General features: G+C 44.9%; 15 protein-coding genes and 12 tRNA genes. 1 reads left to right on the plus strand and 26 read right to left on the minus strand.

Features of this window, described 5'->3' with window-relative positions; translation table 11 throughout:
• Nucleotides 1-60: 60 nt before the first annotated feature.
• From HOP45_RS14645 to HOP45_RS14705, 13 genes are all read right to left on the minus strand, one after another.
• Nucleotides 61-137 (minus strand) — tRNA-Ile (locus HOP45_RS14645).
• A gap of 54 nt (nucleotides 138-191) precedes the next feature.
• Nucleotides 192-265 (minus strand) — tRNA-Gly (locus HOP45_RS14650).
• Nucleotides 266-344: 79 nt separating this feature from the next.
• Nucleotides 345-418, minus strand: a tRNA-Pro gene (locus HOP45_RS14655).
• A gap of 6 nt (nucleotides 419-424) precedes the next feature.
• A tRNA-Arg gene (locus tag HOP45_RS14660) sits at nucleotides 425-501 on the minus strand.
• A gap of 78 nt (nucleotides 502-579) precedes the next feature.
• Nucleotides 580-664 (minus strand) — tRNA-Leu (locus tag HOP45_RS14665).
• Nucleotides 665-714: 50 nt separating this feature from the next.
• A tRNA-Leu gene (locus HOP45_RS14670) sits at nucleotides 715-796 on the minus strand.
• A 5-nt stretch (nucleotides 797-801) separates the two neighbouring features.
• A tRNA-Lys gene (locus tag HOP45_RS14675) sits at nucleotides 802-877 on the minus strand.
• Between the two features lie 11 nt (nucleotides 878-888).
• Nucleotides 889-963, minus strand: a tRNA-Gln gene (locus HOP45_RS14680).
• 7 nt (nucleotides 964-970) lie between these two features.
• A tRNA-Asp gene (locus HOP45_RS14685) sits at nucleotides 971-1,047 on the minus strand.
• A gap of 13 nt (nucleotides 1,048-1,060) precedes the next feature.
• Nucleotides 1,061-1,132, minus strand: a tRNA-Glu gene (locus HOP45_RS14690).
• A gap of 10 nt (nucleotides 1,133-1,142) precedes the next feature.
• A tRNA-Ser gene (locus HOP45_RS14695) sits at nucleotides 1,143-1,233 on the minus strand.
• Between the two features lie 2 nt (nucleotides 1,234-1,235).
• Nucleotides 1,236-1,310, minus strand: a tRNA-Asn gene (locus tag HOP45_RS14700).
• A gap of 232 nt (nucleotides 1,311-1,542) precedes the next feature.
• Nucleotides 1,543-2,016: a SprT family protein gene (locus tag HOP45_RS14705; RefSeq protein ID WP_255437682.1), complete on the minus strand. Its 474-nt coding sequence runs from the start codon at nucleotides 2,014-2,016 to the stop codon at nucleotides 1,543-1,545.
• Between the two features lie 79 nt (nucleotides 2,017-2,095).
• On the opposite strand from HOP45_RS14705, the gene cmpA reads away from it, so the two are divergent.
• Complete coding sequence (gene cmpA / locus HOP45_RS14710) at nucleotides 2,096-2,206, plus strand: cortex morphogenetic protein CmpA (protein WP_181350143.1); 111 nt, start codon at nucleotides 2,096-2,098, stop codon at nucleotides 2,204-2,206.
• 58 nt (nucleotides 2,207-2,264) lie between these two features.
• Here cmpA and HOP45_RS14715 read toward each other — a convergent pair whose 3' ends face one another.
• The 13 genes from HOP45_RS14715 to HOP45_RS14775 form a co-directional block, all read right to left on the minus strand.
• On the minus strand, nucleotides 2,265-4,469 hold the full coding sequence (locus tag HOP45_RS14715; protein WP_219914639.1) for a Tex family protein: 2,205 nt from the start codon (nucleotides 4,467-4,469) through the stop codon (nucleotides 2,265-2,267).
• Between the two features lie 81 nt (nucleotides 4,470-4,550).
• Complete coding sequence (locus tag HOP45_RS14720; RefSeq protein ID WP_370458040.1) at nucleotides 4,551-5,147, minus strand: SpoIIE family protein phosphatase; 597 nt, start codon at nucleotides 5,145-5,147, stop codon at nucleotides 4,551-4,553.
• 1 nt (nucleotide 5,148) lies between these two features.
• Nucleotides 5,149-5,943 carry an RNA polymerase sigma factor SigB gene (gene sigB, locus HOP45_RS14725; RefSeq protein ID WP_181350144.1) on the minus strand — a complete coding sequence of 265 codons (795 nt, stop codon included), beginning with the start codon at nucleotides 5,941-5,943 and terminating at the stop codon, nucleotides 5,149-5,151.
• On the minus strand, nucleotides 5,915-6,391 hold the full coding sequence (gene rsbW, locus HOP45_RS14730; protein ID WP_181350145.1) for an anti-sigma B factor RsbW: 477 nt from the start codon (nucleotides 6,389-6,391) through the stop codon (nucleotides 5,915-5,917). The genes sigB and rsbW overlap by 29 nt, the downstream gene beginning before the upstream one ends.
• 3 nt (nucleotides 6,392-6,394) lie before the next feature.
• A complete protein-coding gene (locus tag HOP45_RS14735) occupies nucleotides 6,395-6,724 on the minus strand; it encodes an STAS domain-containing protein (RefSeq protein WP_181350146.1) in 330 nt (109 codons plus the stop codon).
• A 57-nt stretch (nucleotides 6,725-6,781) separates the two neighbouring features.
• Nucleotides 6,782-7,792 carry a PP2C family protein-serine/threonine phosphatase gene (locus HOP45_RS14740; RefSeq protein ID WP_181350147.1) on the minus strand — a complete coding sequence of 337 codons (1,011 nt, stop codon included), beginning with the start codon at nucleotides 7,790-7,792 and terminating at the stop codon, nucleotides 6,782-6,784.
• Nucleotides 7,793-7,804: 12 nt separating this feature from the next.
• A complete protein-coding gene (locus tag HOP45_RS14745; RefSeq protein ID WP_181350148.1) occupies nucleotides 7,805-8,206 on the minus strand; it encodes an anti-sigma regulatory factor in 402 nt (133 codons plus the stop codon).
• A gap of 2 nt (nucleotides 8,207-8,208) precedes the next feature.
• Nucleotides 8,209-8,565, minus strand: coding sequence for an STAS domain-containing protein (locus HOP45_RS14750; protein WP_370458041.1), 357 nt, complete (start codon nucleotides 8,563-8,565; stop codon nucleotides 8,209-8,211).
• 5 nt (nucleotides 8,566-8,570) lie between these two features.
• Entirely contained in the window at nucleotides 8,571-9,440 is an 870-nt protein-coding gene (locus HOP45_RS14755) for an RsbT co-antagonist protein RsbRA (protein ID WP_181350150.1), read from the minus strand.
• 271 nt (nucleotides 9,441-9,711) lie between these two features.
• Nucleotides 9,712-10,062, minus strand: coding sequence for a type II toxin-antitoxin system PemK/MazF family toxin (locus HOP45_RS14760; RefSeq protein ID WP_181350151.1), 351 nt, complete (start codon nucleotides 10,060-10,062; stop codon nucleotides 9,712-9,714).
• A 5-nt stretch (nucleotides 10,063-10,067) separates the two neighbouring features.
• Nucleotides 10,068-10,349: a CopG family ribbon-helix-helix protein gene (locus tag HOP45_RS14765; RefSeq protein WP_181350152.1), complete on the minus strand. Its 282-nt coding sequence runs from the start codon at nucleotides 10,347-10,349 to the stop codon at nucleotides 10,068-10,070.
• A gap of 167 nt (nucleotides 10,350-10,516) precedes the next feature.
• Nucleotides 10,517-11,686: an alanine racemase gene (gene alr / locus HOP45_RS14770; protein ID WP_181350296.1), complete on the minus strand. Its 1,170-nt coding sequence runs from the start codon at nucleotides 11,684-11,686 to the stop codon at nucleotides 10,517-10,519.
• A gap of 234 nt (nucleotides 11,687-11,920) precedes the next feature.
• Nucleotides 11,921-12,937, minus strand: coding sequence for a LolA family protein (locus tag HOP45_RS14775; protein ID WP_181350153.1), 1,017 nt, complete (start codon nucleotides 12,935-12,937; stop codon nucleotides 11,921-11,923).
• Nucleotides 12,938-12,952: the final 15 nt, after the last annotated feature.

A 12,952-nucleotide genomic window follows, 5' to 3' on the forward strand; every position in this document is an offset into this window, starting at 1 on the left:
TATAGAAGAAACTGAATTGACGTACTGGTTGGTTTGTTCAGTTTTCAAAGATCGAAGTAATGGTGGGCCTGAGTGGACTTGAACCACCGACCTCACGCTTATCAGGCGTGCGCTCTGACCGACTGAGCTACAGGCCCCAATCCATTATTAATGACTCGGTATGCTTATCATTAAGTTGCTATTAATTGTAATGGAGCGGGTGATGGGAATCGAACCCACGACATCAGCTTGGAAGGCTGAGGTTTTACCACTAAACTACACCCGCGTTTATAAAGTTTCATTAGCTTTGCTTAGAGTTAATACGAAAATATCCAGAGATATTTAAAATTAGAATGCTAATGGGATCGGGAAGACAGGATTCGAACCTACGACCCCTTGGTCCCAAACCAAGTGCTCTACCAAGCTGAGCTACTTCCCGTTCAAATGGTGCGCCCGAGAGGAGTCGAACCCCTAACCTTCTGATCCGTAGTCAGACGCTCTATCCAATTGAGCTACGGGCGCTTGGTTTATCAAAGCGACATCTTTCAATATACCATGATCTATTAAACTACGCAATAGTTTTTTTAACAATGATATAAATGCGGTCGAGAGGACTTGAACCTCCACGGGGTGAACCCCCACTAGGCCCTCAACCTAGCGCGTCTGCCGATTCCGCCACGACCGCGTGTATGAATCAAAATAAAATGCCGTGTTAATCACAGCAAGAGAATTGAATGCGGGTGGAGGGACTTGAACCCCCACGCCGTGAAGCACTAGATCCTAAATCTAGCGTGTCTGCCAATTCCACCACACCCGCATAAATGGTGAGCCATGGAGGATTCGAACCTCCGACCCTCTGATTAAAAGTCAGATGCTCTACCAACTGAGCTAATGGCTCTCGTATAAGGTTGGCTGGGCCAGCTGGATTCGAACCAGCGCATCACGGTACCAAAAACCGATGCCTTACCGCTTGGCTATGGCCCAACAAAAATGGCGGTCCGGACGGGACTCGAACCCGCGACCTCCTGCGTGACAGGCAGGCATTCTAACCAACTGAACTACCGGACCTAGGTATAAAAAATGACCCGTACGGGATTCGAACCCGTGTTACTGCCGTGAAAGGGCAGTGTCTTAACCACTTGACCAACGGGCCTTATGGATAATGGCGGAGAAGGAGGGATTTGAACCCTCGCGCCGCTTACGCGACCTACACCCTTAGCAGGGGCGCCTCTTCAGCCACTTGAGTACTTCTCCGTTGGCTCCACCGGCAGGATTCGAACCTGCGACAAATCGGTTAACAGCCGATTGCTCTACCACTGAGCTACGGTGGATCAATAAATAGATAAGTAATCCTTAAGCCTGTACGATTGTTGAAATCACTGTCATAGCGATGTGCAAAAAAGATTATGTCAGTGCCGGTTAACGGCTTCACTAATTAACAGCGACGGTAAATATAATATAATATCTCCGCCCTGTTGTCAAACCTTTTTGCCAACAAATTTAGATAAAATCACCGCAGAAACAGGCTTGTTTTTTTAAGGCTTATATAATTTAACATGCGGTTTACGTTTCGTCAATGGGTATAGTCTTCTTTTCGATTTTTCCCTTACAGCGGCCGCAACGATACCGTTTAGTGTCCACTTGTCTGACTCTACGAAATTCCTGCTGACAATATGTGCACATATAATGATGGCGCCTTCGATTTGCCTGGGAGGGTAAAAATTTGCAGTGGCGCGGCGAGCCTGTTTGTTTCATCAATGTCTTGAACGCTTGTGAGCGGTGGTGATAAGGCTGTCCTTCAACGTGCAGATGATAATGGCACAATTCGTGTTTGATGATGCCGATCAATTCTTCCCTTCCCAGTTCCTGCAAATACTTCGGATTGATTTCGATCAGGCATTTATTAGGGATATACCTGCCACCTGTGGTTCGTAAACGTGGATTGAATACGATGTCATCCGGATAGGGCTTTTTAAAATATATGTCTGAAAGCTCACGAGTCAACGCTTGCAGTTCCTGGTCGGTCATTTGCAACATAACTAGGCACACTCCCTGGTGGTTTTGCATAGTTTATCATAACACGTATTTTGCTTAAAAGAACCAAAGGAGGGATTTGATGCCTGAGTGGCTGCGCAACCAAATGTCTCGTGCCTTTTACAAGAAAGATAAATACCAGATCAAAATGCTTAATCAATGCTGGTATTTTTATCGAAGGGAATATAAATAAGACACTAGAACGGAATGGTAATTGTCCTGGCGTCTTAGCTCGATTGCTTACGTGAAGTTTATTTTTGGACCATGGATAGGGCAATTCGTTGCTTCTGCAGGTCGACACTCTCCACCCATACGGTCACGACATCCCCGACGGAGACGACGTCCATCGGATGCTTCACGAATCGGTTGGAGAGCTTGGAAATATGAACAAGCCCATCCTGTTTAACACCCACATCCACAAAGACACCAAAATCCACGACATTCCGAACTGTTCCTTCTAACTCCATTTCCTGTTCTAAATCTTCCATGGAAAGCACGTTCTGCTTTAGGATCGGTTTAGGCAAGTCATCCCGCGGGTCTCGGCCCGGCTGAACCAGGGCTTTGATGATATCCTGCAGGGTAGGTACGCCTACTCCTAATTGTTCCGCCGTTTGGTTGATATCAAGCGATGATAGCCTCTCTTTCAGTTCATCACTTCCCAAGGCTTCATTCTCTTCGCCTGCCATCGCTAATAGTTCACGTGCAGCCTGATAGCTTTCCGGATGAATCGGCGTCCGGTCTAACGGCTCTTCCCCATCCATAATTCTTAAGAACCCAATACTTTGTTCGTATGTTTTATTGCCAAGACGCGGGATGGTTTTAAGCTGCTTCCGATTTGTGAACTTTCCGTTTTCTTCCCGTTGTTTAACCACATTGGAAGCGACGGTTTTACTCAACCCTGACACGTATTGTAAAAGGGATGCCGAGGCTGTGTTCATGTTGACGCCTACTTGGTTTACAGCTGTTTCCACAACAAAGGTGAGGGAGTCATTCAGTTTCTTTTGGGACACATCATGCTGATACTGGCCGACGCCGATGGACTTCGGATCGATTTTGACCAATTCTGATAAGGGATCCTGAACGCGCCGCGCAATCGATACGGCGCTGCGTTCCTCGACTTGAAAATCAGGGAATTCCTCACGGGCAAGTTTGGAGGCCGAATAGACACTGGCGCCTGCTTCATTAACAATCATATAAGCTAAATCAAGCTGATGTTTCTGGATCATGTCTGCGATGAAATGCTCCGTTTCCCGGGAAGCTGTCCCATTTCCAATCGCGACAAGCTGGATCGGATAGCGCTCGATGAGATCAAGCAGGATTTTTTCAGAGCCGGCTATATCACTTTTAGGTGGTGTCGGGTACATTAAGGATATTTCCAGCACTTTACCTGTTTCATCTGTCACGACCAGTTTACAGCCTGTTCGATAAGCCGGATCGACGCCTAAAACAACTTTTCCTTTCAAAGGTGGCTGCAGCAGCAAGCTTTTCAGGTTCTTAGAAAAGACTTCGATGGCTTGATCTTCGGCTGTTTCTGATAAGGATGTACGAATCTCCCGTTCGATCGACGGTAGCGAAAGCCGTTTATAGCTATCTTCAATCGCTTCGTTCAATACTTCGCGCAGAGCGTCTTTAGTTGATGGCTGAATAATTTGCTCCTGCAAATAGGTGAGGACCACATCGACAGGCGGATGGATCGCAACTTTTAAAACGTCTTCCTTTTCACCCCGGTTAAAAGCCAGGATCCGGTGAGAGGCGACGGATTTGATGGGCTCTTCGTAGTCGTAATACATTTCAAAAATGCCCTTTTCATCTATCTCCTTATTCTTCGCTTCTGTATGCACAACACCAGACTGGAATGTTTTCTTGCGGATATATTCACGGTAAGCAGGATCATCTGAAATCCATTCAGCGATAATGTCATTCACGCCTGCTTTGACATCATTGACTGTATGTAAAGCGTGCTCTTCAGCTAGATAAGCTTCGGCTTCTTCGTCAAGATTGATATCTTCCTGGGTCCACACCTGTTGTGCTAATGGTTCCAGACCTTTTTCCTTGGCTTTTGTTGCCCGGGTGCGTCGTTTCTGTTTATAGGGCCGGTAAAGATCCTCCACCCGCTGCAGCTTGGCAGCTTGTTCGATTTCCTGTCTCAATTCATCGGTGAGTTTCTCTTGTTCGTCAATTAACCGGATCACTTCTTCTTTACGTTGCTCAAGGTTCTGAATATATTGCCATTGGTCTTGAATGGCTTTAATTTGGACTTCATCGAGACCGCCTGTAAACTCTTTGCGGTAACGCGCCACAAACGGGACCGTGTTGCCTTCATCCAAGAGATTAATGACCTTACCGACGGTTTGCTTGGCAAGCTGTAATTCGCGCGCAACGCGTTCTATCAATACGGCGTTGTTGTCTATATCACTCAAAAAGATAACCTCCTCAAAAATGTTGCTCTCCCTCATTGTACCAAACTTATATTCTCACTGCTGACTACATTTTGGCAACAAAAAATGACCTTACCCTGCTTTGGATAAGGCCATTTTTTATACGATTTGCATAGCAATCAAGGTTGTATCATCGTTGTGGTTGATCTCATTCATTTCGTCATATCGACGGGTGACAAGATCCACATCTCTCATACTGACGCGTTCGGACGAAAGCTGGCGGTCGTCCACCCCATCAGAAAATAACAGAAACATCATCCCGGATTCTATTTCCCCGCGAATGACTCTAAACTTCCGGGGACGGCCGGCCAAATAACCAGCCAGAGGGATAATGCGCTTCTTTTTTCCTTGATCTGAGACCATAATGATCCCGATATTGCCGATTGAGGAATAAGAGTATGTCCGGTTCACTAAATCCACTTGAAGCAGCCCGAGCACGACGCCTCGTTTTCCACTTAGTGCGTCGTTGCATTTTTTAATGAGCGGTTCCAAATCAAGCTTGGGATTTTGTTCAATCGTATCCATTACAGCTTGAGAGGATTCCATCGCCAGCTGCCCGCTTCCTAATCCATCGGCCAGAGCGCAGGTGAACGTCGTATCTGTCTCCTTGTAAAAGTAACTATCGCCACAGAAATAGTTGCCTTTCTTTGGCTTTTGATAGACGGAAACGTTGATTTGCGGAGCTGATTCACTCACCTTAATACGCCTCCATCGACGATCCTTCTGATTGCAGCGCTTCTCGCAGCTTTCTCAATGCGCGGCGTTGGAGACGTGAGACGTGCATCTGGGAAATACCCAACCGTTCACCCGTATCTTTTTGACTCATATTATCAAAATAGGTGCATTGCAGAATTTCCTGTTCGCGTTCACTCAAAATCGGCAGCACTTTTTCCAAGAGCATTTTTTGGTCGATATTTTCGTAGCCATCCTCTTGATTGCCAATCAAATCCAATATGGTCACGGTGCTCCCGTCTGAATCTGCTTCAATTTTCCGATCAACTGAGAGAGCCTTGTAGCTCTTGCCCATTTCCATCGTTTCGAGGACGTCCTCTTCGGAAACCTCTAAATACTCGGCAATCTCTAACACAGAAGGGGAATGTTGCAGTGTCGTGGTCAACTCTTCTGCTGCTTTTTTAATCTTGGGGCCGAGCTCCTTAATCCGTCTCGGGACATGGACGCTCCATGTTTTATCACGGATAAAGCGTTTGATTTCCCCTATTATGGTAGGGATTGCAAATGATTCGAAAGACTTGCCGAATTCCGGGTCGTATCTGCGAATCGCAGCTAATAGGCCCAACATGCCGACCTGGACGAGGTCTTCGTGGATTGTGCTGTTCTTGGAATATTTTCTTGCGATGGATTCTACAAGATCATTATAGGTGAGGACTATCTTTTCTTGAATGGCCTCATCTGTTGGGTTTTCTTGCAGATAAGCGATCCATTCATAGACCTCACCATCTCTTTTATTGGGTTGATGAGATCCGGTCGCCATCTAGACCCACCTCGTTTTCAGTGAGGTATTTTGTCATCAGGACAATTACCCCGTACTTGCTGCTAATTTCAACCTTGTCCATAAGAGCATCAATCAAAAACAGACCGAAACCGCCTTCGCGCAAGTCTTCGATTTCATCATCCTGCTGATAAGGTCCTATATCTCGTTTCACCTCACCTAAATCAAAACTCCCGCCGTGATCCGCCACCATGACTTCCAGGCGATCTTCATATACGCCGAACCCGATCGTTATTTCACCACCCTCCGATTCGCTGTATGCGTGCTTCACACCATTTGTCAGCGCTTCGGAAATAGCAACTTTCAGATCTTCTATATCCTCATAGGTAAACCCCATGCGATTTGCAATACCTGAGATACTTAGACGTACGACTCCCACATATTCCGCTTTAGCCGGTACTTTTATTTCAATAAAATCAAATGGTTCCATTACTCACATTCCACCTTGTACTGTAGACTCGATGTTCATGATTTCTGTAAGTCCCGTTATTTTGAATAAACGATAAACGCGATCCTGCATGTGAATCAGCTTCATCTCGGAATTGTATTCCTTCGTTGACTTAAGCGCGCTGATGAACACGCCTAGACCCGTACTATCCATATAGTTGACCTCTTGTAAATCAACCTCGACAAGCTGCTCTTCCACTTGTGTGAGAGGCAACAATGATTCTTTCAGCTTTGGCGCTGTAAAAGCATCGATTTCTCCCATTAAGTAGACAATTTTATGGTTTTCTTTATTATTAACATCTATTGTTAAATTCATGTGAAATGAACCTCCTAAATAAATCAATCAGGGTACAGTACCCGATGAATTTTCCTCTTAAACGTTCCGCCTTAAGATAATTAAGGTAAAATCATCCCGAAGCTGAAAATCCTGCAACCTTTCAAAATGCTTGTACACTTGTTCCACAATTTCTTGGGCAGGAAGATGCGTGAACTTTTTAACAATATGGAGCACCTCATCCGGTTCAATGAAGCGATCGCCCTGTCGGCATTCTGTCACGCCGTCTGTCAACAGAATAATCATATCCCCGATCTCAATTTTACGTTGAAATTCGTGATACGTCGTCTCGGAAGAGACCCCCAACACCAGGCCAGAGGCATCGATTTCTTCAAACGAATCGGTCGCTTTATGATAAAAATAACCCGGCTCATGTCCGGCTGATGCGTAATAAAAGGTATGCTCATTTAAATTATAAAGACCATAAAACATCGTCACGAACATACTGGAATCGACATTTTGTTCAACAACACGGTTCAGGCTTCCCAGAATGACACCTGGGTCCATACGCGTTTCCGGAAAACTTTCCATCGAATACTTGATCATGGACATGCATAAGGCAGCTGGCACACCCTTGCCGATAACATCAGCAATGGAAACACCAAGCGAGCCTTCTTTATCCTGCACGAAGTGATGGTAGTCACCGTTCATTTGACGGGCAGGGAAACTGACCGCCCCGATTTCTACCTCTTCTAGCTCAGGCTTCTCAGTAGATAGAAGTGTATCCTGCATATTTGCGGCGACGGAAAGTTCCGACTTCAATTCAAGCTGTTTTTCCCGAAGAGACTGGTATTCCTGATAAGCCAAGCCGTAAGAGATCATCGTTTCCAATAGAAAATTCAAGGAAACCTGAATATCCTCCGGCATGTCCGGGTATATTTCCTCTAGAGATTGGATGTGTACGTTAATGATTTCATCAGGCGATATATTCTGCTGCAATGATTGTTTACTGAATTGTTCTGCTTGATATAAGGCTTGCTCGTCTTGTGTTCTAATATATTCTTGAAGTAATTCCTTATAGTTTTCTAAGTCTAGTTTTAGGGTGCTCATATGTTACCTCCTTTACCGGAGCCATTTAACAGCTTTGATTTCCGTCCCCTGACCTTCTTCGGACTTGATGTCAAACTCGTCCATCAGTCGTTTGACGCCGGGAAGCCCTGCTCCCAGTCCGCCGGAGGTAGAAAAACCATCTTCCATGACATCCGTGAGCTCTCTGATTCCAGGCCCTTCATCAGACGCTATAATCCTGATGCCTTTATGATTCAAATCGTCGATAGCTTCAAAACAGACCTTACCTCTGCCAGCGTAAAGATAGATGTTTCGGGCCAGCTCTGATATGGCTGTAGCAATACGCGCTTGATCGACAGTTCCGAAGCCGATTTTTTTGGCGATATCACGCCCGATTTGACGAGCGCCGACAATGTCCCATTCCTTTTTTATGTTGACACAGGATTGAAGATCCATACCTACTCCTCCAATTCCTGGCGAAGTTTGATCAACCCTTGTTCTAAGTCTAACGCAGTCGGAACGTCCTGCAAATGTATACCTAGATCGATCAAGGTCATTGCAACAGCTGGCTGAATACCTGTCAACACTACTTTAGCCCCCATCAAATCGGACATGGTCACGACATCACCTAACACTTTTGCAATGAACGAGTCGATGATCTCTACTGAGGTCAGGTCGATGACGACGCCACTCGCACCGCTCTCATGAATCTTTTTCAGTAAATCTTCCTGAAACTGAATGGCTGTCTGGTCGTCCAAATCAATCTGGATTGAGATTAGCAGATAATTGTGCAGTTTTAGAATAGGTATTCTCACAGTATTCACTCCCTGTTTAACGAATCGAGTAGATTCTCAATTTCGGCATCGTCTTGCTGGATCGTTTCAATTTTTCTATTTGTCAATTCTAGTGCACTTTGGAATCCTTTCCGAAGTGAGCTTTTTGTAGGGAATTTACCCAGATCGATTCCGAGGTTGACAATCGTTTGGGCAATTTCAGGACGTATCCCGACCAAAATACATGTCGATCCGATCAACCGTACAGCTTCTGACGCTTGGATAATGTGATGGGCAACCATCGTATCGACAACAGGGACCCCTGTGATGTCAATCAGCACCACGTCTGCATTGTGCTTGATAACCCCATCAAGCAAGTTTTCCATGATCAGCTTGGCCCGTTCCGTATCAATCGTACCGATGAGTGGCATGATTGTAATATTATCCATAACCGGAATCAACGGCGCCGACAATTCCTGCAGGGCATTGCGTTGCAGCGAGACGATATTTTCCCAGTTGCCAGAGTATTTATTCACCAACTGCTTAATGATCGGTTCGACCCAATCATCCACCTTACGAAGAACCGTGGAAAAATAATCGGCATCACTCGTTTCCGCTTGCTTTAAAATGAAATCCACCGTCACGCGACGAAAGGCTTGCATCCCATCTGTCAAGTAACTCAGCGGCCACCCCAGATTTAGCAAACGTTCGGAGTAATTATCTAAATCTGAAGACAAATCTTCTTTCTCGATACTCGTAAAAATGACATTGACAAATTCCCGGTTGGTGCTTTCAAACATTTCCTCCGAAATATTTGTCGTGTAATCATTAGTTCGATTCTTGTGCACTTCTTCAAGCCATAGTTTCACAATCTCATTGCTGTTCTCTAAAACGATATTCTTTAATTTGTCATCCATTACCTACCCTCCGCCTAAGGTTTCCTTGCCATATCGTAATTAAAATACTGCTAACTAATTAATATCCGAATATAATGTTACCAAAAAATCTTATTTTTTTCATACCAAATCACTTCTATTTTATAACGGTTTTAGCTTCTATGCTATTACCTTTCGACATTTTAATCAAAAAAACCTTTAGTTAACGGCATTTAGACAGAAAACAACCTTATTCGACATACATAAAATGGCAAAAAAATAAAGCCGCCATTCAACAAGGCAGCTTTATTTATTAGAAGTCAATCAGACCTAGGCTTATCTGCAGCGCATCATTCACACTCTGCATCATTGTATCATCAAGTTGTGTTATTTTGTCGGTCAAACGCTGTTTATCAATTGTCCTGATCTGCTCCAGCAGGATAACAGAATTTCGTTCAAATCCATATTTTTCGGCATTGATTTCGACATGAGTTGGAAGTTTGGCTTTTTGTATTTGCGCTGTAATTGCAGCCACAATTACAGTAGGGCTAAAACGGTTTCCGATATCGTTCTGCAGGATAAGCACCGGACGTACCCCGCCTTGTTCAGATCCCACGACCGGAGACAAATCAGCAAAATAGACGTCACCTCGTTTGACTATCACAGGATTCACACCCCGCCCACTAAGTGATCAAGGGTATTTTCAGCCTCCTCTTCAGCCTGGAACGCTTCTGAAGCAATATTAAGGTTGATTTTCGCCATTTCCATGTAGCCTCTTCGCATCGATTCTCTGATTTGCCGTTGTTTTTTCTCTCGCAAATACATCTTTGTAGCTTGACACATGAAATCGCTCCGATCACTATTTTCAAATTGTAAAAAGCCATCGACTTCTTCTAGCAGGTTCTCTGGAATCCGAATGACAATCTCGTGCGTACCATCTGACAAAATCATCCACCTCCACCGTAAACTCTCTCTCAAAAGAAACCAGTCTCTAAATCCACTTATAATATTATCATTGCCAGAGGTTGAATGCAAAGGCGTTTCGAGATTTTTCGCGGTAAAAACGTTTGACTCCCTCTTGATTTGGGTATTTTATGCTATTCTCAAAAAATAATACATTATGATTTCTCAAGAAGGGGGTTATGCACCTCCAGGATTTTGCCGTCTTTCACGTACTTTCTCGGCACTCTCTGATTGATCATGCATGGTATTTCGTAGGTGATGGTATCCAAATGCTCAGCAAGATCGTCAATGGACACGCATTCGTCACCTTGCGAGCCAATCAACGTCACCTTTTCCCCAACAGCGTATTCTTGATCCAAGCGAATCATGAATTGGTCCATGCAGATGCGGCCGACAATCTCCATCGGTTTCCCATCCACTAATACATGCATGCCCTGTAATTTCCTGATCCAACCGTCACCATAGCCAACCGGCACAGTCCCGATCCATTCTTCTCCCCCGGCCCGATAAGTGATGCCATAACTGAGGGCTTCACCGGGGTTGATTTTTTTGACGTGGACCAAACGACTTTGGAGCGAAAAAGCTGGATGCAGTTCGATTGGCTGCTGGGCCCGCACATCAGGTGATGGATAAAGGCCGTACATACTGATGCCGAACCGGACAGAATCATGCATTTTTTCCGGAAAACGCATGCTGGCAGCACTATTGCCCGTGTGGATGTGAACCTCTTCAGGCCATTGAGTGCGGAAATAGTCGAGCATCTCATTAAATCGCTGCTCCTGTGCCTGGTAGTAGGCCTCACCTTCAGCTTCAACTTCATCTGCTGTAGCAAAATGGGTGAAGATGCCTTCTAACATCACATTTTCGTGGGGAAGGAGCTCCAGCAATGCCTGCATCTCTTCAATTGTCCGGATGCCGATTCTGCCCATCCCTGTATCCCATTTCATATGGAGCTTTAACGGCTTGGATAAACTCAGGCTCTGTACAGTCTCGAGCCATTCTTTATGGAAAAAAGTGACCGAGATGTCATGGTCTGCAGCAAGAGGCGCATCCTCCGGGCGTATCCAGCCCATAACATGAATAGGGGCTTGAATACCATTCCGCCTCAACCTTAACGCTTCATCCAGCAAAGCGACATCAATGCCAGTGGCACCTGCCCGTAATGCTTCCCGGGCTATCTGGAGATCCCCATGACCGTATGCATCAGCTTTGACGACAGCAAATATGTCGGTTTCATCATTTAATCGTCGTTGCAAATTTTTTATATTTTCAGCGATAGCATCAAGTTCGATTTCCACCCATGTATCGCGGTGATAAGGTTTAATTCTCACGGTGAAGCTCCTCTCATAAACGCTTGGTTAAGCTGGGTTCGAGGATCATCCGAACCCGAACGTTATCCTATATTATTTATGGAGAAGGGACCCCTGTCAAATGTTAAAATGCCGCTAATCCGCTCCACCCTCTTCTTTTCACGAAACGTTTCTTAAATCCGTTACAAGTGAGAAAAGTACTTTTGTAAAAATAAAAGCAGACCGATAAGCCTGCTTCCCACCCTGTGACTATTTGGACGTGTAGCTTTGCACTGAACTGGCTACATCGATCATTTCCTCTTTTGTCAGATCTTTGCTGGCCAGATAAAATGTCGCCCCGTTATGGTTCCACTCCAGTGTATCTCCATCAAGTGCTCCGATTGTATAACCTAATTCCACCGGCTCCCCTTCAACATTAATCGTTTGATTTCCGCTGACTGGAGAAGTCGTGGCTGTTTCTTGCACGATGGTATACGTCTTATCACCACCGTAGGTCATAATGACCCGCTTGCCGCTATCAACATCGACTTCCTCTTGCTCAAGCAGTTCAGACCCTAACGTTTCTTCGGGGTACACGACAGCAAGCTCCTCAGGTTCACTCATACTTGCAACAGGCACGTCGGATTCCACAGAAGCCATGTTTTTCTCAACATTGAAATCCTCTTTATTAAAAGTTGGATCCTTGGAGAAATCTGCGAACTGAACCTCGACGAGTGATTGCATATCTTGGTCGAATACTTTGACCATCACAGGCTCGTATGATTTTTTATCAAAATAGATTTCCTGGAATGGCAGTGACTTATTGTTTTGGTAATTGGTTTTGGTCTTAAATACGTAATAATCATCATCAGCCTGGAACTCGCTTTCACTATCTTTTATTATGTCGTTGATAAGTGACGCGTACAAGTAGGGCTGGCTCGTATTATCAGGCCAGGCACTTTGGAATTTAAAGCTCTTATTCAATGCAGGTGTCAGCACAAACACGCCATCGGTGTTCTTCAGGATGATTTGACTGCCTTTTTTATCTTCATTGCTGTTCAATTCAACTTTATAGTAGTCTTTCTTTTTATGCCACACCGCGATATTGTAACTCTGTTCGTCTTCCCCTGTTTTCATGGTCATTTTAGCATTGGTTTTATAGCCGTCCATTTTTTCAGCTTGTTCCTCGAGATTCTTCACAACGTCTTCCTTCGACTTCTCTCCGCAAGCAGCAAGAAAAACCAGTAGTAGTGAGGCGAAAATTAAGATCGAATAGCGTAACTTCATAAATTCAACTCCTTT

The sequence above is a fragment of the Thalassobacillus sp. CUG 92003 genome, assembly GCF_013618635.1.
In the GTDB taxonomy this organism is placed as follows: Bacteria; Bacillota; Bacilli; order Bacillales; family Halobacillaceae; genus CUG-92003.